The 23,001-nt window shown below is 63.1% G+C and carries 15 protein-coding genes; 11 read left to right on the top strand and 4 right to left on the bottom strand.

Annotation, left to right across the window (positions count from 1 at the left end):
• Positions 1 to 31 precede the first annotated feature (31 nt).
• Complete coding sequence (locus U0034_RS02610; RefSeq protein ID WP_085225789.1) at positions 32 to 583, top strand: FKBP-type peptidyl-prolyl cis-trans isomerase; 552 nt, start codon at positions 32 to 34, stop codon at positions 581 to 583.
• Here U0034_RS02610 and U0034_RS02605 read toward each other — a convergent pair.
• Both U0034_RS02605 and mutS read right to left on the bottom strand, forming a co-directional pair.
• The gene (locus tag U0034_RS02605) at positions 563 to 1,837 is read right to left on the bottom strand and encodes a hypothetical protein (RefSeq protein ID WP_085225790.1); all 1,275 of its coding nucleotides are present in this window, start codon (positions 1,835 to 1,837) and stop codon (positions 563 to 565) included. The two genes, U0034_RS02610 and U0034_RS02605, sit on opposite strands and share 21 nt — an antisense overlap.
• Positions 1,812 to 4,475, bottom strand: coding sequence for a DNA mismatch repair protein MutS (gene mutS, locus U0034_RS02600; RefSeq protein ID WP_085225791.1), 2,664 nt, complete (start codon positions 4,473 to 4,475; stop codon positions 1,812 to 1,814). The genes U0034_RS02605 and mutS overlap by 26 nt, the downstream gene beginning before the upstream one ends.
• A gap of 829 nt (positions 4,476 to 5,304) precedes the next feature.
• On the opposite strand from mutS, the gene U0034_RS02595 reads away from it, so the two are divergent.
• The 10 genes from U0034_RS02595 (at position 5,305) to U0034_RS02550 (ending at position 19,612) form a co-directional block, all read left to right on the top strand.
• Entirely contained in the window at positions 5,305 to 7,764 is a 2,460-nt protein-coding gene (locus tag U0034_RS02595) for a type VI secretion system Vgr family protein (protein ID WP_233211928.1), read from the top strand.
• 3 nt (positions 7,765 to 7,767) lie between these two features.
• Complete coding sequence (locus tag U0034_RS02590) at positions 7,768 to 8,652, top strand: hypothetical protein (RefSeq protein ID WP_085225795.1); 885 nt, start codon at positions 7,768 to 7,770, stop codon at positions 8,650 to 8,652.
• A gap of 14 nt (positions 8,653 to 8,666) precedes the next feature.
• On the top strand, positions 8,667 to 9,899 hold the full coding sequence (locus U0034_RS02585) for a WD40/YVTN/BNR-like repeat-containing protein (protein ID WP_327197038.1): 1,233 nt from the start codon (positions 8,667 to 8,669) through the stop codon (positions 9,897 to 9,899).
• Positions 9,900 to 10,271: 372 nt separating this feature from the next.
• Complete coding sequence (locus tag U0034_RS02580) at positions 10,272 to 10,484, top strand: PAAR domain-containing protein (RefSeq protein ID WP_233211927.1); 213 nt, start codon at positions 10,272 to 10,274, stop codon at positions 10,482 to 10,484.
• Positions 10,485 to 10,638: 154 nt separating this feature from the next.
• On the top strand, positions 10,639 to 11,790 hold the full coding sequence (locus U0034_RS02575; RefSeq protein WP_139831128.1) for a hypothetical protein: 1,152 nt from the start codon (positions 10,639 to 10,641) through the stop codon (positions 11,788 to 11,790).
• A complete protein-coding gene (locus U0034_RS02570) occupies positions 11,787 to 15,329 on the top strand; it encodes an ImcF-related family protein (RefSeq protein ID WP_085225801.1) in 3,543 nt (1,180 codons plus the stop codon). The genes U0034_RS02575 and U0034_RS02570 overlap by 4 nt, the downstream gene beginning before the upstream one ends.
• A 47-nt stretch (positions 15,330 to 15,376) precedes the next feature.
• Positions 15,377 to 17,137, top strand: a complete 1,761-nt coding sequence (gene tssF / locus U0034_RS02565; protein WP_085226433.1) for a type VI secretion system baseplate subunit TssF — start codon at positions 15,377 to 15,379, stop codon at positions 17,135 to 17,137.
• The gene (gene tssJ / locus U0034_RS02560) at positions 17,134 to 17,667 is read left to right on the top strand and encodes a type VI secretion system lipoprotein TssJ (protein ID WP_176072604.1); all 534 of its coding nucleotides are present in this window, start codon (positions 17,134 to 17,136) and stop codon (positions 17,665 to 17,667) included. Before tssF ends, tssJ begins: the two co-directional genes overlap by 4 nt.
• Positions 17,668 to 18,038: 371 nt before the next feature.
• Positions 18,039 to 18,884, top strand: coding sequence for a hypothetical protein (locus U0034_RS02555; RefSeq protein ID WP_139831129.1), 846 nt, complete (start codon positions 18,039 to 18,041; stop codon positions 18,882 to 18,884).
• Between the two features lie 314 nt (positions 18,885 to 19,198).
• Positions 19,199 to 19,612, top strand: a complete 414-nt coding sequence (locus U0034_RS02550; protein WP_139831130.1) for a hypothetical protein — start codon at positions 19,199 to 19,201, stop codon at positions 19,610 to 19,612.
• A 289-nt stretch (positions 19,613 to 19,901) separates the two neighbouring features.
• On the opposite strand, the gene U0034_RS02545 is transcribed toward U0034_RS02550, so the two are convergent.
• Positions 19,902 to 21,794, bottom strand: a complete 1,893-nt coding sequence (locus U0034_RS02545) for an amidohydrolase (RefSeq protein ID WP_085225809.1) — start codon at positions 21,792 to 21,794, stop codon at positions 19,902 to 19,904.
• A gap of 192 nt (positions 21,795 to 21,986) precedes the next feature.
• The gene (ftrA, locus tag U0034_RS02540) at positions 21,987 to 22,994 is read right to left on the bottom strand and encodes a transcriptional regulator FtrA (RefSeq protein WP_085225811.1); all 1,008 of its coding nucleotides are present in this window, start codon (positions 22,992 to 22,994) and stop codon (positions 21,987 to 21,989) included.
• Positions 22,995 to 23,001: the final 7 nt, after the last annotated feature.

Below are 23,001 nucleotides of genomic sequence, written 5' to 3'. Positions count from 1 at the left end.
GTATAATGGGACCGAATTTGGGAGAGTTTGAATGAAAATTGTGAAAAACACCGTCGTCTCGGTTGCCTACAAGCTGTCCGACGCCCAAGGCAATCTCATCGAGGAGAGCGAGGAGCCGATGGTATATCTGCACGGCGGCTATGATGGCACGTTCCCCAAGATCGAGGAAGAGCTCGACGGGCACGAGCCCGGCTACCAGACGCAGATTCAGCTGGAACCGCAGGACGCGTTCGGCGAGTACGATCCCGAGCTCGTGAAGATCGAGCCGCGCAGCCGTTTCCCGGAGCCGCTCGAGGTCGGCATGCAGTTCGAGGGCACGCCCGAGGATGGCGACGACGAAATCGACGCCCTCATCTATACGGTGACCGACTTGGCCGAAGACAAAGTGGTGTTGGACGGCAATCACCCGCTGGCAGGCATGGCGCTGCGTTTCGCTCTGACTGTCAAGGAAGTGCGGGAAGCCACCGCGGATGAAATCGAGCATGCGCACGTGCATGGCGCGGAAGGCATCGACGTGCTCGACGAGGACGACGAAGACGACACCGACGACAAGGACGGCCCTTCAACTCCCACCTTGCACTGACGCTGGGCGCGGCGGGACGGCCGGCGCGGGAGCGGGCGCGGTGCGGCTTTCGGGCAGCAAAGGCGGTTCCGACGCCGGAATCTCGGATGCCGGAAAATAGCTGGGCAACGAACTCGGCGCCGGCGCCGGCATCAGACCGGGTATCGAGCCCGACGCGGCCGATGTAGCCCCAGGCGGCAATGCCTGTGCAGGCTGCGGAGTGCTCGCCGTCACGTTCGGTGGTATGCGCCGTACGCTCACGTGAAACGGCGGCGCTTTCGCGAAATTCACATCGATTCTTACCCATTGCAGATCGCGCTCGCGCGGCGCGATGGCAATGCGCGTCACGTTCGTCATGCGTGCGCCTTTGTCGTCGAACAGCGGCTGATCGATGGCGAAGCCGCGCGGCAACGAGGTGTGGGCCGCATGAATGACAATCAGCGGGCCGCGAAACGTGCGTGCCGCTTTCACAAGGCTGCGTTTGAACTCGAGATACCCGTCCCGCGTGCGCCCGCTGCCGAGCCTCAACCAGGCGAAGCGTTCGGGCCGCTCGTAGCGCTCGAATTCCGGGTCTGCTTCGACGAAAACGACCAGCGCGCCCGCGTTGCGGCGCCGAGCATATTCGGCCGAGTGCTCGAGCCAGAAGCTCGTAGCGATCGCCCGATCGTCGTACTCGCCGTTACGCCCGCCCGCTGTTGAATAGTGGTTGTTGCCGCCTACGACGTTGAGTCCGACGAACACCGTGTCGTCGAACTCCCATCGCACGTTTTCGCGATACGCGCGAAAACGTGCGACCTCGCTTTCGCGCTTGAGCGGCAGGGAAGTCTGGCCGAGCGACACGTTGTTCCCGAACAGCGTTTGTCGCAAAAGATCCAGGCGCTCGGTAACGTCGTAGCCGCCGGCTCGAGCGCTGCCGCAAGCGGACCAGTCATGTTCGCCCGGCACGACGATGAGCGGCAGCGGCGACGTATCGAGCAACTGTTGCCGTTGAGCGTAGAGGCTGTCCGAGCAATTTTCTGCGGAGCCTTTGAGGTTCCCGTCATAGGCAACGAAGGCGATCTGGCCGTCGAGTGCGATGGCGTCGAGCAGCCGGCGCGTGGCTGTTTCGTCCGCACTCGTCCTGAGGGTGTTGCCGATTACGGCGAAGGCGAGGTGCGGCCGCGCCGCGGCTGCCGGCGCAGCATACGAAACGACGAGCGCGAGCGCGGCAGCGGCGAGCCAAGCTGCCGCGCGTCCTCGCGTGCGTGCGTCAGTGGCGCTCGCTCTTGTCCGCATTCGCCAGTTCGTGCAACTCATAGAGGAGCTCGAGTGCGTCGCGTGGCCGCAGATCGTTCGGATCGATGGCGCGCAGCCGTTCCACGGCGGCGTGTGGAACCGGCTCTGGCGGATCGTCGTCGGGCGCATCTTCTGCCATGGCGGGCGAGGCGAACAAGTCCAACTGCGGTGTTCCGTGGCCGGCCGATTGCTGTTCGAGCCATGCCAGGTGCTTGCGCGCGGCGCGGATGACAGGCGACGGAACGCCGGCGAGCTGCGCCACCTGCAGCCCATAACTCTGGCTGGCCGGGCCTTCGTCGACCGAGTGCAGAAAGACGATGCTGTGCCCGTGCTCGACTGCGGACAGATGCACGTTGGCAGCTTCGGGGAACTCCGCAGGCAACTGCGTGAGCTCGAAGTAGTGTGTCGCGAAGAGCGTCTGACAGGCGTTGTGGCCGAGCAGGTGCCTCGCGATGGCCCACGCGAGTGCGAGACCGTCGAATGTTGAGGTACCGCGGCCGATTTCGTCCATCAGTACGAGACTTTGCGGCGTCGCGTCGTTGAGAATCGCCGCCGCTTCGGTCATTTCCACCATGAAGGTGGAGCGGCCGCCGGCCAGGTCGTCGGCTGCGCCGATGCGTGTGAAGATGCGGTCGATCGGCCCGAAGCAAGCTCGCCGCGCCGGCACGTAGCTGCCCACGTAGGCGAGCAGCGCGATGAGAGCGGTCTGGCGCATGAACGTCGACTTACCGCCCATGTTCGGGCCGGTGATGAGCAGCAGCTTGCGGCCCGTGTCGAGCCGGCAGTCGTTCGCCGTGAATTGTTCGACTTGGGCTTCGACAACGGGATGCCTGCCTTGCTCGATATCGATGCCGATTTCCGGTGAGAAGGTGGGGGCGACCCAGTCGAGTGCGCGCGCGCGTTCGGCGAAGGCGCCGAGCAAGTCGAGCTCGGCCAGTGCCGAGGCAACGCGCTGGCAATCGGCGATGAAGGGCAGCAGCGCTTGAAGCACCGTATCGTACAGCGAGCGCTCGCGCGACAATGCGCGCTCCTGTGCCGACAGGGCCTTGTCCTCGAAGGCCTTGAGCTCCGGCGTGATGTAGCGCTCGGCGTTCTTGAGCGTTTGCCGGCGGCGGTAGTCGTCTGGCACCTTGTCGACTTGGCCGCGCGTGACTTCGATGTAAAAGCCGTGGACCTTGTTGTATTCCACGCGCAGATTGCCGATGCCGGTGCGCGCGCGTTCGCGAGCCTCGAGGTCGATGAGGAACTGGCCGCAGTTTTCGGAGATGTCGCGCAACTCGTCGAGCTCCGCGTCATAACCGCGAGCGATCACGCCGCCGTCGCGCACCATGGCCGCGGGTTCTTCAGCGATTGCGCGCCGGAGCAGATCGACGCATGCGGCCGGCGGCTCGAGATCGGCGGCGATGCGCTCGAGTGCCGGGCTGCCGTTTGCCATTTGTTCGACGTGGGTACGCAGGCTGGGCAGGGCGATGAATGTGTCGCGCAGGCTCGAGAGATCGCGTGGCCGGGCCGAAAGAAGCGCCAGGCGGCCCGTGATGCGTTCGACGTCGGAGATGCGCCGCAAGGTGGTTCTCAGCGCATCAAGCCCCACATGGGCGGGGGCTTCGATGAGCGCCCCGATCGCCTGCTGCCGCGCTTGGGCTCGTGAGGCGTCGCGCGGCGGGTGATGGAGCCAGTGGCGCAACAGCCGGCTGCCCATCGTCGTGCAGCAGGTATCGAGCAGCGAACACAGCGTCGGCGATTCTGCGCCGCGCAAGGTTTCCGTCAGCTCGAGATTGCGGCGCGTGGCCGGGTCGAGGCCGATGTATTCCGACTCGTATTCGACCTTGAGGCTGCGCACGTGCCGCAGTTGCTGGCCCTGCGTGGCGGAGGCGTAAAGCAGTAGCGCACCGGCCGCGCCGCAGGCGCTCGTGAGCGTTTCGGCGCTGAAGCCGTCGAGGCTCGCGACGTTGAGCTGGTCGCAAAGCCGCTGCTTGCCCGACGTGACGTCGAAGTGCCAGCCGGGTACGCGCGTGAGGGTGCCGCTGGGCGCGGACGGCAGCGTCTCGGAGGACAGCATGTCCGACACGAGGATTTCCGCGGGACGGATGCGTTCGAGCGCCGCGTCGAGTTGCCCGGGCGGTACTTCGGCAAGACGCAACGCGCCGCTGGCCAGATTGAGCCATGCGAGGCCCACCGACGCGACTCCGCCGCGTTTGTTGTGGGCCGGGCAAAGCGCGAGCAGGAATACGTCGCTCTTATCTGAAAGGAGCGCTGCGTCGGTCAGGGTGCCGGGCGTGACGACGCGCAGGACCTTGCGTTCCACGGGCCCCTTGGAGGTGGCCGGGTCGCCGATCTGCTCGCAGATGGCGACCGATTCGCCGAGCTTGACGAGCTTCGCGAGGTACTGCTCGACTGCGTGGTGCGGCACCCCGGCCATCTTGATCGGGTTGCCGGCCGATGCGCCGCGCTGCGTGAGCGTGAGGTCGAGCAGGCGCGCGGCTTTTTCCGCATCGTCGAAAAAGAGTTCGTAGAAGTCGCCCATCCGATAGAAGACGAGCGTGCCGGGGTGTTCAGCCTTGATGCGCAGGTACTGCTGCATCATCGGCGTGTGAGCGGCAATGGCGATATCGCCGGGAGCTTCGGTTGGAGTGCCCATCGTCGTGTTCTTTGGTGCTTGCGAGTACAGGGCGAGAGTGTACCTCGGCGGCGGGTTTGGGCAGTCGGCCGAACGGCTAACGGGGGACGTATGGGGGCGAGATGCGTCGTTTGCGAACTCGGCTGAAGACGGCGGATCACTGGCGGCTGAATGCTGAGGTATCCACTTTGCCCGACCATCCGCGAGCCCGACTCGAGTGCCGCGTGCCGGTAATGCCGTCCGAAAATTCTCCGTCGGGGATCGACTTCAATATCTAAATCGCTATCTTCTCGCGGCCCTGCCTGCATCGGGGCATTTATACGGGGAGCGGGATGAAGAAGATGGCAACCAGTTTGTCTTGTTCTTGTTTGAGGCTTGCCGCGCTGCTTTGTGGAGCAGGGCAACCGAACATGACTCGGCCACGGATCGAACTGTCAGCGCGGCGAGGCTATCGAACGACAACATATCGGAGCGGACGGTTCTGTCGTGGGCTGAGCAGGCATAGAGCCATTCGCGTATTCGGGCAATCCTTTGAACAAGTTGTCGTCGGACATCAAGTTCGGGTTTTGCATGGAATCCACGTCGTCCAACGGACAGGGCTCTGCGCTTGCGCTCCAGGCTCCTGTCCCGCTGGAAACGCGCCGTGAATCAGCGCTTAAACCGTCCTCCAGGCTCATGAGCCGGTGGGCAGCGCGAAAAGTCAAATATCGTCAAATCCGGGGCTGAACCGTGGATTCTCTATTCGGCGCCTGATACTGTCCCTATTCCAACTCGCACGAGGTGATCCGGCAGGGCCATGCAGACGACTATCGATGCCATTCTCAAGCACCCGAGCGCTCGGCTGCGGCAGTTGCTGCGCCTGAAGGTCGCCGACTATGCCACGTCGCTCTCGGTCGTGAAGAGCAAGCTTACCGCGGCATTCAACGAACCCTATCGTTTAAGCCTTGTCGTGACGTCCGCCGACAGGGAGATCGACAGTGCGCAGTGGGTGGGGCGTCGGGCCACCTTCACGCTCGAAGAGGAGGCCTCCGTTCCCTCGGTGCCGGGGCTCTACGATCCCGCCGTCATCCCCGAGTTGATCGTCCACGGCGTCATCACACGGTGGAAGCGCATCAAGGTCACGCGCGACGAAGCAACCTACAAGCTGCGTATTGAACCACGTGTCGCGCTGTACGACCGGGTAATCGACTCCGGCGTGTTTCGGGACAAGTCGGTGAAGGACCTGATCAGCGAGCTGTTTATCGACCGCCAGAACATCGAGTCGTTCGATGTCGAATTTGCGCTCGAGGATGCGCGCGAGAAATTCGAGCAGACCGTCATCTACGAGGAATCGTTGCTCCATTTTGCCGGTCGTCATTGCCGACGGGCCGGCATTTTTTGGTATTTCAAGCAAGCCACCGAGGAGGACAGGCCGAAGCGGGAGACTATCGTCTTCGGCGACAATCCGCGCGCTTACGTTCGTTCGGTGAAGGTGCCTTACGAACCCCATTCGGGCCTGAGCCGTGATTGGAGCAAGGCGGTTCTGAGCATCGAAGCCGTGCGCGATCTCGTGCCGGCGTCGATTCAACTCTGGGACCACAATTATCGCACGCCCGACAATTCGCTTGAAGTGCAGGCTGATGTGGCGAAGGAGGATCGTTCGGTCTACGGCAGCGTCAATCGCAGCATTGAGCACCATCGGGATGCGGATGTCGGTCAGATGCTTGTCACGGCGCGTCGGGACGAGCAGGTCGCCCGGCAGACGACCTTCAAAGGCACGAGCAACATCCCCGGTCTGATGCCGGGGATGGTTGTGCAGCTCACCAATTACGAGTTACCCGAGGCACCCTACGGCCTGGTGGTCACGAAAGTCGAGACGAAGGCGGGTCGTGTCCAGCCGGCATTCAACCGATTCGAGGCCACGCCTGCGCACCTGACGTGGCGGCCGGAGTACATTCCGGCCAAGCATTGGCGCTGGGTGACGGGGACGATTCCGGCCGTGGTTGAGCCGTATGGCAAGAGCCCGTATGCGCCCGTGGACGAGCACGGCCGGTATCCGGTGAGGCCATTGTTCCTGCGCAACGGCAGTACACGCGGCACCGACTTGCTGGCGTTACGGCTGATGAAGCCTTCGGCCTCGTACCAAGGCGGGTTTCATTCGCCGCTGTTGCCGGGCACGGAAGTGCAACTGCAATGCGAGCATGGCGACGTCGATCGCATCTACATCGCGGGTGCATTGAATGATTTCAAGCGGCCCGACCCGGTCCATGGGTTGTCGGGCTGGGACAGCCGGGCCGTCTGGCGCTCGCCGTTGCTGGGTGCCGATATTCGGCTCGAGGACCGCAAGGGACAGGAAGGCGGCAAGTTCGCGACGGTGTACATGAAGTCGTCGGTCAGCCTGGGGTATCTGGTCGACAGCCAGAAGCACAAGCGCGGCGAGGGTTTCGAAGTCGCGACTCAGGGCTGGGGCACGCTGCGTGCGTCGAAGGGGCTGTTCTTTTCGGCCGATCCGTTCTCAAATCCCGACGCCCCTCATCTGGAGATGCAGGCTGCGCTGACGCAGCTTCGGGCCGCTCTGGCCGAAGCCGAATCGATGCGAACGGTTGCCCGGCGCGCCACGGCGGAACTGGCCGATGTCAAAGCCCAGCAAGCCCAACTGGAGGACCATTTCAGGGATCTGCAGAAGGCGGTCCTGCTGCTGTCGGCGCCTGACGGTATTGGTGCTGTCACGCCTAAGAGCATTCAGCTCTCGGGGGGCGAGCATCTGACCGTAACGGCGGGAGCGAATGCCGATCTGAGCGTCGGCCGTAATTTCACGGTGGCATCGGGCGAAGCCGTTTCGCTGTTTGCCAACCAGAACGGAATCAAGGCGCTGGCCGCAAACGGCGCAGTGGATGTTCAGGCGCAGCACGGCGCGATGAACCTGATATCGCACGAAGGGATGAGCGTGGCGAGTGCGAACGGCCGCGTCACGATTACTGCCAAGGACGAGATCCTGCTTGTATGCGGCGGTTCATATCTCCGCATCACGCCGAGTGGTATCGAAGACGGCACGCGTGGCGACCGGACCATCTATTCCGCTTCTTACCAAAAACTCGGGCCACAGGGTATATCGGCGGCGATTCCCGCGTTGCCGTCGACGGCCGGTGCATTTGATCAGGCGTTCGTGGTGCGCTGGAGCGGTACGCAGATTCCGGCGAGCAACACGAAGTACCAGTTGCTTTCCGAAGGGAAGCTAATCGCTGAAGGCGTTACTACCGACAAGGGCGAGACTTCGCTGGCGCAAAGTCATGTCCCGCAGGACGCGGTGCTCAAGCTTCTGGATGATTGAAACATGGCCGAAAACGATAACCCCGGGGTGATAGGCGTCTTCCATTCCTACATGACGCCGTCGGGCTATACGCAACGTGCCGACGCGGAACGCACGAGATGCGACTCGATCGTGCCGCCTGCGGCCGATTCGATGATTGGTCATTGCGAGTACTACTATCGCCCGCTGGGCTGCGCTTATACGGAGACTGTCGAGAAAGTCAGTACTTCGAGCGCGTGGGTGACCATCAAGGCTTTCGCGACCTCATGGAATCCGTGGACTGACAAGGAGCTTGTTCACCGCCTTCTCTATCGCCGGGAGCAACTGATTCCGCCGAACTGTACCGACTCGGACTGGTCGCGCCACAGCAACTTCATGATGCGGCACATCGGCTGTGGGCACAAGCCGCCGTCTTACTACGTCAGCTATGGCTACTACTATTGCTCGCACTATGGTGCCGAACTCTTTCCCAAGCTGAGCGCCGCCGGACAGGATTGGCTGCGGAGCGCCAGGTGGTATTTGCAGAAGAATATGGAGGATGGCCTTAGTCAGAACATGAAAAGAAACGTGATCAAGGAAAGTAGCGCGAAGCCGGGAAATGGAGATTTCCAGATGATTGTTCAGCAATATCAGCTCGAGCTGAACGAAGAGAAATTCAAGGACTTTGCGTTCAAGACGCATCCGCTGGCTTACCTGGACGGCGGAATCGCTCATCTTCCACCCGAGGATCTCTTCAACATCATGCGCCAACCCCGTCTACAGGAATGGGGCAGTTGGGGTACGTTTGAGCAGGTGGGCAAGACCGGCTGGGGCTCGGTGAAGACATGGGTCGGTGACGGCGCGGATGCGGTTTCTACTGGCACCGAAGATCTAGTCAGTCGAGCAATTGATTTCCTGATGGCGAAGTGATCGTGCACAGGCTCATGCGCTGGAAAATTCTTCTTGGCGGTCTGATCGTGCTGGCCGCCGCAGGCTATGGATATCGAACGATGACGATACCGCAATGGACAACGGTTACCACCGGCTTCATGAATAACGACAAGCCCTACGGAGGAGGCGCGTTCCGTTTGCGCGGCAACGATGTGATGACGCTCAAGCTTGCTGATCCGGTGATCACGTTTAAACCTGCCGAGCAACTGAAAGATCCTCAGGTTGCTGAGCCGACTGAGGCGTGGATGAATAATTCAGCTGAACGGCTTAATCGATCGACGGTCACCTTTCTTCGAGGAACCATAGAGAGCGGTCTGGTGCGCTCTTTCCAACAACCCGCGCAGGATACCGCTTGGTGGTATTCGAAAGACTGGGTGACACAATACGTCAGCACCGGATGGATGGATTACAAGTTGCCCACTCCGAAGGATGGCTTGTCGCCACAGATCACCAAGCTGTGGCGATCGGTCGACGGTGGCAAGACATGGACGCGGCTTTCCTGGCCAGAGAATCGCAATATCGACAGGCTCTTCTTTGTGGATGCGCGGCGAGGCTACGCGATTGGCTGGGGGCCGCAGGTGTGGCGCACGGCAGACGGTGGGCAGTCCTGGCAGGAGGTTTCACTGCCGCCGATGGCGACCGACTCGCGTGAACCACGCAAGACGTTCAGCGCGGTGGACTTGGGGCCGGACGGCGTGCTGCGTGTGGCCTACTACGTACCGATGCTTGGCAAGGTTCAATTGTCGAGCGTGGTATATCGGCTGCGGTGGGACGCGCCTCAGTTCGAGCGGGATGTTGTGTTGCCGGACCAGGTCGTTGTTCAGTTGGCTACGGCCGACGAGGCGCCCGGGCACACCTACTCGATCTATGCGCTGTCACAGCTTGGAGCGCCGCGCAACTACCAGGATCAAAGCGACAAGGGCGACCGCACAGGTGCAATCTCGACATGGGCGAGCTACGAGCAGCCGAAGGTCGAACAACTGCATACATTCGATCCGCGCTACAAGCTCGACGGCCTGAGCGCGGGGAAAAAAGGAGTGCTCCTCGTCTATGCGACGGACGACAAGCGTGAAGGTGCGCCGCACGACTATACGTTCTATAGCCGCGATTTCGGCAAATCATGGAATGAGATCGACGACGGTATCGGACAAGGAGGCTGGTTCGACCCGCAGACCAACGCCCAGTACGCGCTCTATGCCTACACGCTCAAGAAACGCTCGTTCTAAGTCACCTCTCGTGCTGGTTGCCGCCATGTCCGGGTTGCCGGCATGGACGCACGCAAAGACGGGCAAGACCTGCTTTGAAATCGCGTCCACGTGGGCGGTTCCTGGCAAACCGCCTGCGAGCGATACGCCTTATGCAATTTACGATCGCGATAAAAGAGAACTTTACCGTGGTCGGACGGATAACAGAGGAATAGCGCATATCTGTGTGAATCGGTTGCCGGGCGACGCAACGATGCTGCTCGACCCGGATCACAACACAGTTGCGCCGTCTCTCATCTTCGAGAACAGGAACCCATGAGTCGACGCCCCTATATCCGGAACGGAGATCGGACCAGCGTTGGCGGTCAGGTCGAAACGCCTGAGCGTAACGATATGCTCGATGGTCGCATCGCGGCTTACGAGGACGATCGGATCTGGTGCCCGAAGTGCCAGACCTATGGCCGTATCGGCTGCATCGGAGCGCGACTGCCGGAATTTGGTGCGGGCGGCAAACGACCGGCCCTTGCCGACGACCTGTGCCTGTGCGAATGCCAGCCGTATCCGGTGTTGATTCCGTCGCAGACCAACTCGTTTTCCGGGACGTAAGCAATGCTGGCAGACCGTTCGATTCATAAGGCCGCGAACGCGGCACCCGCGCTGCGCGACGATGCCGGTTGAGCTCATGCAGATCGGACCGCCCAGGCAGTATCCGTCACATGGGCCGGGGCTCCGTATATGGCTCGTTGTATGGGTCGCATGCGTGCTGTCTGTCGATGGCGCGGTGCTGCTGTTGTGGCCGAAGGACTTGCCAGCGCACGGTGCGTTGTTCTGGCTGCTGATCGCAGGGCTACCCAACGCGGTGTTCGTTGCGCTTGTGGCCTTGAACCGGGCGGACTACGAGAGCAGGCATCTGCGTGTGCTGTATTACAACGACCATCGCGAGCGCCGACGCATGGAACTGGTCGAGGAGGGGCAGCAGTCTTTGAAGGTATTCGGGTATGCGTATCGTCTTCCGCTGGAGTGTGGGACATTTGCCCAGACGGTCGCGAAGGGAATGAGCCTCCTGAAGGCGCAGCCGCTACGAGACGGAACCACGATAGTGCGTCATCTTCTCCTGCCCGAAGATGACGAATCCGATGTCGTCGATCCGAGGCTGAGGCAGGTGCTTGCGCAGTCGTCGCTTACGCGCGAAGGCAAGCTCTATGCGCAGCTGCTGGCTCCGTTGCTCGACATTATTGATGGGCTTGCTGTCTCGGGTGTACTGCCAGCGGTTCGATTGATGGTAGACGATGACGTGCCCCCCGGGCAGGCGCTGCAGCAGATCCGCGTCGTGCTGGGCGCCTTTCACCTTCCTGCACTCGAGTGCAGGGTAATTCCCGGCTGCGATGGCTTGATGCCGGTTGACGCATGGCTAGACGCGAAGGAGACCCGCCCGCTACTACTCATGGCGGCCGCACTGCATGATGTGCCTCCAGCGGAAAGCACCGAGGGGGGCGTTGCCATCCTGCTGGCGCCGGAAACTCTGCGTCTTCCCAGCGAGCTTGTCTCATGCGCAACGATTCACCGTCCCGTCTCACGGCCTGCCGACGAGTTTGGCGAAGGTGTTGCGCTCTCCTTGCTCTGGGGGAAGGCTGCACCATCATCGGTGGAGCGGGCGTGGGTGACGGGGTTCGCGGAAGACCAGCATGCGCTGATCGGCGTAGCGTGCCGCCGTACGGGACTGGAGCGCCTGACTACCCATGAGTCACGATTCAACCAAGACCGTGTCGTCGGCCATGCAGGCAATGCGGCCGGCTGGCTGGCCGTTACGGCGGCCGCCGAATACGGCGGGGAACGCCCGCAACTCATACTGAACCGCGCGCGGACAATGCAGGCAGCCATTGTGCGAGCTCATCCGCCCCGAAAATCATGAAAACGGAACCGACAATCACCCCGGAGAGCATCGCAGAACCTTCCCCGAAACCGCGCCCGCTTGCGGGGTGGGGCTTGCCTGCGTTCGTCTTTATTCTAGGGGCCTTCGCGCTGGCGATTGTTTGGGTCAACGGGGCAGCATGGGGGCCGCCGTCGACGGATGCGAAGAAGACGGCCAGCCTATGGATTGTTGGCGTGATGCTGGGCATCGTTCTGCTGCATGCGTTCGCTTCGCGATTGGGGGCTTACGAGATCGCTGGCGTGACTTTCCGGGCAAGGTGCGGCGCCGGGTCGAAAACCTCAAAAAACGAACGGGAGCCGGCACGCGATGCGCGCCTGCAATTGCTGCGCGATGAACTGGCTGTTTCTCACGGCTGGCGCTGGCGCTACCGGGCGCCGTGGCTGCTGATCCATGGTTCCGACGCGCGCGTCGAACAGGTCGCACCAGGCCTGACGCGCGCGGGCGTGCTGCTGGTCGAGAACCGGGTGCTCGTGCATGCGGCGCCCCACGGCATCGCGGCGAGCGTGTGGCGTCGGCAGATTCGCCGCCTGCGGCGCTGGCGCCCGGTCGACGGCGTCGTGCATGTGACCCATGCAGACGAGCATGAGTCCGACCTGCCGCAAACCCTGGCGATGCTAGCGATCGATCTCGGCTGGGCCGCGCCCGTCACGTTCCTGCATGCGGTACCGGTTGAAGGTAACCTGCCTGAGACTTTCAGGGCGATTGGCGCCTATCCGGATTTCCGAGGTAACGCAGCGAAGTCCGCCGCCGACCTGCACGACCAGCTTGGGATCATCGAGATAAACACAGCCGATACCGGCATGCAGCTGATCGCCTCGCCCGCACGCCTTCAGTATCTGGCGCAGGTTTCGCGGTATATCGGCCAGCAGCGTGAGCGTATCGTCATCAACTGGAACGCTCTGTTTTTGTCGCCGTGGCTGCGAGCGACGCTCGCCGGGGTCGTGTTCGCGCCCGTAGTCGAGGATCGGGGGGGCACTACGACGGCTGTCCCTGTGCCGATGGAGGGGCGGGCGACCCAGGCCGCGTCTCACGCCGCGGATGAGCGCTATCCGCGTCAGCCGCGCGCGCTGCTGCCCGCGTGGGAGTCGATCGCGTGCCGGCGCGGTTTCGGCCGGCGGGTCGGCTTCTATTGGCCCCATGCGCTGGCGTGGCTCGTCACCATCGCGCTGATGGCCTGGTGTGCCTGGATGATCGTATCGGCTATCGGTAACCGGCAACTGATTCGGGAGGGGCACGCCGTTGCTGAGGCCGCCGTCGACGAGCGCCCACAAACCGCACAGTCCTGGCGTGCCCAACTCGCGCTGCAACACCTGATCGAAAAGCTCGAATATCGCGAGCAGCACGGCGTGCCGTGGTACCTGCGCGCGGGCCTGTCGCGCAACGACGGTCTCCTGGCCACTTTGTGGCAACCCTACCGGATCGCCGCGACCCGCAATCTGCAAACGCCGGTCGTGCAGACGATCGGCGAGCTGCTCGAGACGGCGAGCCAGGCGCGCGCCGATGCACTGCAATCGCAGGCCGCGCGCAGCACCACCTACGACGCACTCAAAACCTATCTGATGCTGGGTGATCCGGCGCGCGCCGACGCGGCGTTCCTGACACGCCAGTTCGTCATGCTGTGGCCGCGGCAAGTCGACATGCCGATCGGTGAGCGCGACGACACCGGCCAGCGGCTCGCCGCATTCTATGCCGGTCATCTTGCCGCGCACCCCGACTGGCGAATCACGCCGGACGCGAGCCTTGTGACGGCCACCCGCAACATGTTGGTCACGCAAACGGGGCTCGCGTCGGCCGCCGACACGGTGTACCAGCGCATCGTTGACGACGCCAGCGGCAAGTACGCGGACGCGTCGCTCGGCACGCTGCTGAGCGGCACCGATGCGCAGGGCCTGTTCACGACGTCGCAGACCGTGCCTGGCATCTACACGCGGGCGGCCTGGGACGGCATGATTTCAGACGCCATCGACAAGGCGTCCGCCGAACGACGGGTCAGCAGCGACTGGGTGCTGACCGGTGCGCAACCACCGGGCAACGCCGGTAACGCGCTGTCTCGGGGCGCCGTCGGTACCGGGATGGCAATCGACGAGAAGCGCTCCGCCGATGATCTCAAACAACGCCTCACGGCACGCTACTTCGCCGAATACACGGCCGCGTGGCAGCGCATGCTGAACAGCCTCCAGTGGCGGCCGGCGTCGAACCTGAATGGCGCGGTCGAACAGTTGGCGCGCCTGGCCGACGCGCAGACCTCGCCGCTGATCGCGTTGATGAAATGCGTGCAACTGCAGGCGCAGGCCGGCAGGCCTTCGCAGGCGCTGACCGACACGCTGGTGCGCAAGGCGCAGAGCCTGATCGGCAATGATGACCCGCCGAACGCACCTGCCGTCAACCCGCTCGACAAGCCATTCGGGCCGCTGCTCACGTTGATGGGCGATGCCGGTGTCGGGACGAACGGCGGTACGAGCAAAGGTGGCGCACCCGCGAATGTCGCGCTGACCGGCGTGAGCCTGTCGCGCTACCTGACGGCGGTCACGACGATGCGCCTGAAGCTGCAGCAGATCCAGGCAAGCAACGATGCGCAGGCGATGGCTCGCGCGCTCGCACAAGCGGTGTTCCAAGGCAAGCTCTCGGACCTGTCGCAGGCGCGCGACGATGCGGCCCTCACGGCCGCGAGTCTGGGCTCCGCGTGGTCGGGGTTTGGCGAGGCCGCGTTCGCGCAGCCTCTCGAGGCCGCCTGGCAGACGATTCTGCAGCCGGCGGCAGCGAGCCTGAACGAGGCGTGGCGAGCGAGCGTTGCCGCGCCGTTCAACGCGGCGATGAACGGCCGCTACCCATTCTTTGACACCCAGGCGGATGCGTCCTTCGCCGAACTCGGCCGCTTCGTGCGCCCCGATACGGGCTTGATCGCGCGCTTCATGTCGACGCAGCTCGGCGGTGTGCTCAAGCCTCAAGCCGACCAGTGGGTGCCGAACGAACTGGCGCCGCAGGCGCTGCAGTTCGACCCGAAGTTCCTCGCCGGCCTCCGGCAGCTCTCAACCATCGGCGCACAGCTTTACGTGCAGGGCGACGCGGGCGAGAAGTTCGAGATGATGGCACTGCCAACCCCGAACGTGACACGCTCCGAGCTGTCGGTCGACGGCAAACAAATCGTGTACTTCAACCAGCAAGAAAGCTGGACGCCACTTGCATGGCCAGGCAACGGACTGAACGGGCACGCGGGACTCACCTGGCAGACGGTGGATGCCGGGTTGCGTCAGACATTCGACTCGACGGGTGACTGGGCTTTCCTGCGTCTGCTGGCCAAGGCTGAGGTGAAGCAACTGGACAGCACGCGCTACCAGATGACGTGGAACGCGGCGAACGGTGCCCCGCTGAGCTACGTGATGCGCACGCAGCTTGGCGCGGGCCCCGTCGAACTGCTGAAGCTGCGCGGCTTCCGTATGCCCGAGCGGATCTTCATCGTCGGCAAGGCGGGCGTGCCGCCCTCTTTGCCGCCGCTTCCCGAAGGGATGGCACAGTGAGCGTCGATCAAAACGACGATCCGTTCCTGCGCTATTTCGATGCGGAAATGCGCTATCTGCGCGAGGCCAGCAGAGAATTCGCCGAGGTGCATCCCGAGGGGGCCCGCCGATTGGGGCTCACCCTCCCGGGTGCGCGCCGCGACAGCGTCGAGCAGGTCTTCCAGGGATTCGCTTTCCTCTCGGCTCGCCTGCGGATGAAGCTCGACGACGGTTTCCCGGAAATTGCCGATCCGTTGCTCGATCACCTGTGGCCGCACATGTGCCGCCCCATTCCGTCGCTCGCGATTCTCGAGTGTGTGCCGCGCGCAGACGACGCGCGTATGCTGGAGACGCTGCCAGCCGGCCTTCAGGTGCACTCGACGCCAGTCGGACCTGATGGCACGGTGTGCGTCTTTCGTACCACCCAGCCGGTGCGTCTGCTGCCGCTTGACGTGTGCGAGGCGGGGGTACGCATGCGTGAGGACGGCCGCACGGTGCTTCGCCTTGCGTTCGCGCTGCGGCATCGTGAACAACGCCTGCTCGACGATCTGTCGCGCATCCGCCTGTACCTGCACGGCGACCGGCCGACAGCCTCGGCGCTCTACGCTGCATTGACCCGGCAAGTCGAAACGATCGGGGTGCGCATGCCACGCGTGCTGGATGGCCGGTTGCAGCCGCAGCCGCGCATAGCATTCGAGGGGGCCGGTTTTGGGCCGGACACGCGCCTGTGGCCCGTCGATCACGAAGGTCGCGATGCCCGCCACGACCGCGAAGCGACGATGCTCGAATACTTCGCGTTTCCCGAGAAGTTTCATTTCGTGGATCTGTGCGGTTTCGACGCACAGATCGTGCCCCCGGGGGAGACTCGCCTCGAATTCGAGATCGTCATGCGCGATCGGTTACCGGGGGACATCGCGTTCGGCGCGGGCAATGTCCGTCTGTTCTGTACGCCGGTCATCAATCTTTTCGAGCTGGACGCGCAGGCAATCCGGCCCAACGCGCACGAGCGCGACTATCCGGTTCTGCCGCCTGCCTATGCCGGTGAGCACGTCGAGCCCTATGATGCCCTGTCGGTCACCGCAGCCGACCCGCAAAATGCCACTCGCTTCGAATACCGGTCTTTCGCGGAGTTCCGGCATCGCGGCGGGATGATGCGTTACGAGTCGCCGGGTCGCCTTTACCACACGTCAATCCGCGCCGGCGTGACGGGCCGGCGGGAGATGTGGGTGACGTTAGGCGGTGATTTATGGGATGAGCCGGCCAGCGTGCCGGACAGGCACGTGACGGTCCGCGTGCTGGCGAGCAACGCCCGTCTGCCGCGTATGGCGCTACGTGAGTCGACGATTACTGGCCCAGGATCGTCGTTCGCCGGTGTCGAACGGGTCCGCAATCTCACCGCGCCGACCATGCCGCTGTATCCGCCGCGCGGGGGGGACTACGACTGGAAGGTGATGTCGCACTTTAGTGCCGGCGGGGCGAGCGAGCTGAGCATGATGAACGCCGATGTACTGCGCGGCGTCCTCTCGCTGTACGACTGGACACTGCATGACGACAATCAGCGGCGCATCGAGGCGATTCACTACGTGTGGCTGGATAGGGAGACAGAAGTCGTGGGTGCAAGCGCGATGGATCTCGTGAACTTCAATGTCGGAATCGAGCCCTCCGGCTTTGCCGGTCCCGGGGACGTGGCGCTGTTCGGTGACGTGCTGAGCCGCTTCGTCAGCCGGTACGCCGACGTTCATTTCTCGATACGACTGGTGTTGTATGAGGGCGTGGGTGGCCCGATCCGGCGCTATCCCAAATCGGTCAAGACGGGAGGTTGGCTGTGAGCGCAGAGATAACCGCGGTTCGTAAGCAACGATGGATCGCCGCCAGCCTGTTGGCGAGCGCGTTGTCGGGCTGCGGCGCCTGGCAGTCGGTCAAGAACGGAACCGTCGACGCGACGCGCGCGATATTCGTCGCAAAGGTCGACCAGATGAACCTCGTGGTCGCGAGCCGCGCGGCGCTGAATCAGAATGACCGGGGGCAGTCGCTGCCGGTCGTGATGCGCATCTATCAGCTCAAGGATGCAAAGGGGTTCGAGAAGGCCGGCTATGGACCGCTGCTCGCCGACGACCGTGATGTCCTGAAAACCGATCTCGTCGGTCGCATGGAGATCACGCTCGATCCCGGCGCGACCATCCGACTGTCGGAGACGATGCCCGATTCGGCACAAGACGTGGGTATCGTGGCGTTTTTTCGGGATCAGACGCATGCGCAATGGCAGCTCGTGATTCCGAAGTCCCAGTGGAAGAAAACCGATCCGGTCACCCTCGTGGTGTCGGGCAATCATGTCGACATGGCGCCGCCCTCGAAATGAACGAGATCCGCCGCGTCGCAAACTCGCTCTTGCTGCGACGGCTAGTGATACGGGCGAAATGACATGAATGCCGTGAAAGAAACGACGGCCTGTACGTTCTACTGCGATCGCCTGAACAAGCGCGGTGGCACTTCATGAACGGAACGCAGCGCCCGGAACTCGAGCGTCGCGCTCGCGATTTTCTGATAGCGGTCGACTCGACCATGCGAACCAGTCGGGCACTGCCGCCCGCGCGGGCGGCGCAGGTGGGCTTGCTTCCCGCTTGGCGAGCGTGGGTGGATACGCTGCGTCGGCGAGACGGCGAAGTGCCGGCGGGATTCGTCCCGCGTGCCGACAGCGACTATGGCCCGCCCGTTGCTGGAGACGCGGTCATGAAGCTGCTGATCGAGGCCGTCCGCGTCAACAATCCGGCTCATCTCGACCGCCTGAAACCATGGGAAGCGCAGAAGATGGCGACGCTGAGCATGGCGGCCGGCCTCTACCTTGCGAGGCCCCACGCCGTGATCGAACCCACTGCGGCTTTGCAGGACTGGCTCGTGCGCACCGACATCGGCGGTGATGTTCCCGCTTCGCTATTCCAGTTGCCGTTTCCAGCCGTATTCGTGCGCTTCGGCCCGGCGATGGCCGGGGCGATCGACGAGCCGCTGTGGGCCCACACGGGCGAAGACGCTATCACCGTGGGTGTGTACATATTCGATACCCGCGTCGGAGCGCGACGTGACTTGCTATTCGTACCGGTGGGGGTGGGCAGGCGCACGCAACCCGGCCAGTGCGACCAGCCGGTCATGGTTCAACTGATTTTTCGGGACGAGAACGAGTCGTTGATGGCGCATGTGGCCAATAATATGTCCGCAGGGGCCAGCCTGTCCGCAGCGGAGCTCAAGCCGGTCATGGAGATGTGCATCAAGGTGATGCTCTACCTGCAGACTGCCGGTGCCGTTCGGATCGATGATATGCGCGCCGACGACACCATGGAGCGAATGGCGCGCGTCGGCAATCGGAAGGCGTCGCGCATTGAGCGACAGTTGGCGAGTCGCTATAACCGGATCATCGTCGGCCCCGAGCATATCGAGCGGCCGACAGGCGGAGAAATGTCGCCCCACTGGCGACGCGGGCACATGCGCATGCAGCCGTATGGTCCGCAGCATGGCCTGCGCAAGCTCATTTTCGTGGCGCCGACGCTGGTCCGGGCGGATCGCCTCGGCGTGTCGTCGTAGGGATCGTTTCAGCTACACGATGCTCGACCGGTTGTGGGTTTCCTTTCTGCGCTGACCGAGTCTGTCGTTCGTCGCCTCACCGATGGCAGCACGGCAGCGAACTTCGCTGAGCCGGCGCAACCGTGGACGGTACACGCTCGATGCATCCCAGCTGATACCCGTAGCAGTAATCGCGACCGCCTTGCGGACGTGGACCGAGCATTGTACTATCGCCTCGGGTTCGTCTGAGCAGAGCGGGACAGAAGCCTAAAGATGATGATAAGGTGTCCAGAGGGACATCATTTCGTCAAAAAACTAAGAGAGATGGGGGCTACGTGTTCAAGATAATCACCATTATTGCGCTTTGCTTTATGGCCGTCGGTTGCAACACGATGTCCGACTCGGCAATGGGCTCGGCGCCGGTCGGCACCGCTTTTGGTCGAGACAAGTATAGTTTGGCCAATCTGAAGGCCAACCTCGTCGTCGGCAAGACCAAGCAAGCGGACGTGAAGCGGATTTATGGCGAACCGCAGCGCACGGATACCTATATGGAAGATCCGAACGGTCGATGGGTTTACTCGAATGATACATCGCGCGGTGCATTTAGCTTGCTTCTGAATCACCTGCCATCCATGGGTGGGGCGGGCAATGCAGTTGCAGGGCATGAGCCAGAATATGGCGCGATAATCGATTTTAAGAACGGCGTTGTCGCAAGCTTCAGGCCGGTTTGTCCTAATGGGAAATGCTGAGTCGGCGATCATCATGCGACGTGTTCGGCATGTCGCATGAATGTCGCGGGGCATCAAGTTCAGGTTTCGCACGAAATCGACGTCCGGCCAATGGACAGGGCTGCAAATCAAGCCAATCGTTGAATGCGGAGATAGGTGTACCGTTACAGCTACTGATGCAGTGGATGTAGTCCCTGGTGGCCTATCGGAAGAGGTAACGGCGGCCGAACATGGGCAGTGACAACCCCTTCTTCCACTCGCGCCGAACGGCGAGTGGACCATCTACGCGGTAGGCTCGACGGACCCGAGTTCACGCGGTCGATCGTAGCACCGGGCCGTGGAATACCTTGCGCCCGCTCACCCAGGTCTCGATTACGTCTATGTCGCGCAATTTCGCGCCGATCGGCGCCGTCAGCGGATCGCTGGCGAGAATCACCAGATCGGCCTGCTTGCCCGCTTCCAGCGAGCCGATCTGCGTGTCGAGATTGCATTGCCAGGCGGCATCGATCGTGATGGCGCGTAACGCCTGATCTGTGCTCAAGCGTTCGGCCTTGTTAAGCACCGGGTAGACGCGGCTCGGATGCACTGCCTTGTCTTTCCAGTAGCCCTCCATCCATCGGCCAATCGCCTGCTCCATGTTGCGCAGGGGGCCGAGCGGCGTCACAAAATGGTCGCTGTGCAGGCTGATTTTCAGGCCGGCATCGGCCGCCGAGCGGCAGCGGTCCAACAGATCCGCGCGGTCCTTGCCGAGGATCGTCTCGCTGAACGTTTTCCCCCAGTAGCCGGCGTGACCGATCAGGAAGCTCGGCGAAATATGGAGCCGCTTCATGGCGTCGATCGACTCGTCGGTCAACAGCGACGCATGTTCGATCCGGTGGCGCGACGCCGGCGGGACGTCGACGGGCTCCGGTTGCGGCGGCTCGCCGGGTGGCGGCACTACATTCAGTGCGAGCCCATACGCGGCCAGCACGTTGGCGATTGCGGCGTCGCCGTTGGCGTGCGTCATCATCGGCCAACCGAAATGGGCGATCTGCTGCATGAGCGCCGACAAGCGCAAGGCCGGATCGAAATTGAACAGGCCGCGGCGACCGACGCCGGGCACCGTATGCTCGCGGCAGCACTTGTAGTCCGTGCTCTGCAACCCCGTGAGGCCTTGGTTCGAGCCGTCGGCCACCAGCTTGATCGCGCGCAGCGAGAACAGCACCTCCGGCGCGCTGTTCAACTCCGGACGATAGGTCGCCAGCCACTGGGCGAGATTGTCGCCGTTGCCGAATAGCGCCGCGCCCACGCGCACCGTCATCCACGAGGTCGTGGCAAGTGCACGCATCACGAGCACCTCGAGCGGCCCCATCGTCATGCCCAGCCCCGCATCGAACAGCGTGGTGATCCCGCACGCGTTCGCTGCCTCCATCACCTTGCGCAGGCCGTTGATCAGCGCGAGAAGCGAAGGCTGCGGCACGATCGACGTCACCGCGCGGATCTGCAACTCGGTCAATACGCCGTCGGGATAGCTCTCGAGCAGCCCGGCCTGTTGGAGCGCGACGGTATTGGCGTATCCGATATGCCCCGAGGCGTTGAGCAGAAAAACGGCCACCGGAGGCTTGCTGTCGGTCCTGGCGACGATGCCATCGAGCTGTTTTCTGTCGATGTCGGTCCAGACCTCCATCAAAGACGGATCGATGCCGTAGCCGCAAATCCACACCGGCCTGGACGGATCCGTCGGGGCGCGCGTGGCATTGCGGATAGCGGCCTCGAGCCTCGCGGCGATGCTCTCGATGCAGTACTTGTAGTTCAGATACTGTTCATCGAACGCGGACAGATCGGTCCAGGTGGTCATCAGAGCGCTCGGCACCATGTGCGCGTGCGGCTCGATCAAGCCGGGAAGCAGCGTCTGTTCCGCCTCGAGCTGCTGCTCGCGGAACGTGATGCCCTGCGCTGTCATCGCCTCGCGCACCTCCGGCAGCGGGCCCGTGGCCACCACGCGATGATTGGCGATGCCGATCGCCTCGACACGCAGGCTGGTGTCGTTGGGGTCCGGGTAGATGTTGCCGCTATGGAACACCACGGATTCCGGTGGCTTGGGCGTGGGCAACTGCTTGATCGCGTCGAGCAGGTCGTCCTGCCAGGTGTCGTCGGGGCCAACAGCCGACAACATCAGATGGGGACTGCAGCACGCGCAACCAAATGAGGCGTCTGGAGACATCGATCGATCCTGTGCTGGAGATGCTGCCGGGGACGGGAAGCCGCACGTCGGTTTTCCATCAAACGATGGACGGCAGGCGTGCCGAAAAGTTCAGATGATTGATGCGCCGGGGCTGCCGTAACCGCGCTTGCTCATTCGAGCTCGTTGTCCGCGTACCAGCTGTAGCCGCAGGTTTGGTTTATTTCCCTCGCGCTAGAGGTGGATCGGTTTGTCTTGGCCTCTTGTACCGATGGTCTCCCGCCGCGCATCCTGCCCGAACCGCCTACGGTACGTAGCCGGACTCGTCAGCGCGATCCGGCGGAAATGCCTGCGCATCGACTCCTCGGAGCCAAATCCGGCCAACTCGGCAACGCGCGCTATAGGCAACGGCTCCGGCGCCTCGAGCATTTCCCGAGCCACGGCCACGCGCTCGCGCACGACCCACTCATAGGGCGCCATGCCGGTGGCGTCGCGAAACTGCCGCTGCAGCGTGCGCGGGCTCATCGCCGCCCGCGCGGCGAGCGAGCGCAGCGTGTGCGGCAAAGCAGGGTGCTGGCGCACCCAATCCATCAGTTTCGCCAGCCGGCCGTTTTCGTCCGGCCCCATTGGGCGCGGTACGAACTGCGCCTGTCCGCCTTCGCGATGCGGCGGCAGCACGAGCCGCTGCGCGATCCGGTTCGCCACTGCGGCGCTGAAATCGCGTCGAATCAGATGCAGCAGCATATCGAGCCCCGCGGCCGATCCCGCCGACGTGATGATCTGCCCTTCGTCCACATAAAGTGCATCCGCCTGCACTCGCAACTGCGGGTACCGTTGCTGCAGCTTGGCTGCATAGCGCCAGTGCGTGGTCACGGTTTTGCCGTCGAGCACGCCGGCCGCCGCCAGCACGAATACGCCGGAGCAGATAGAGCAAAGGCGCGCACCTCGTCGGTAAGCCGTACGGATCTTCTTGAGCACCGCCTCGGGTGGCACTTCATCCGCGTCGCGCCAGCCCGGCACGACGATCGTATTGGCGCGGTCGAGCAGTCTGAGCGTATAGGGCGCGGCGACCGTGATACCGCCTGCCGCGCGCAGCGGGCCCGGCTCCGCCGCACAAACCGCAAAACGATACCAATCGACGCCCAACTCCGGGCGTTCGAGCGCGAACAATTCGGTCACGCAACCGAATTCGAATGTGCAAAGGCGATCGTAGGCAAGCGCGACAACGAGATGAAGGTTCATGGCGTGA

This window comes from Trinickia caryophylli, from assembly GCF_034424545.1.
Taxonomy (GTDB): Bacteria; Pseudomonadota; Gammaproteobacteria; order Burkholderiales; family Burkholderiaceae; genus Trinickia; species Trinickia caryophylli.
The sequence above is the reverse complement of the archived record's forward strand: the minus strand, read 5'-3'. Positions and strand labels throughout refer to the sequence as shown.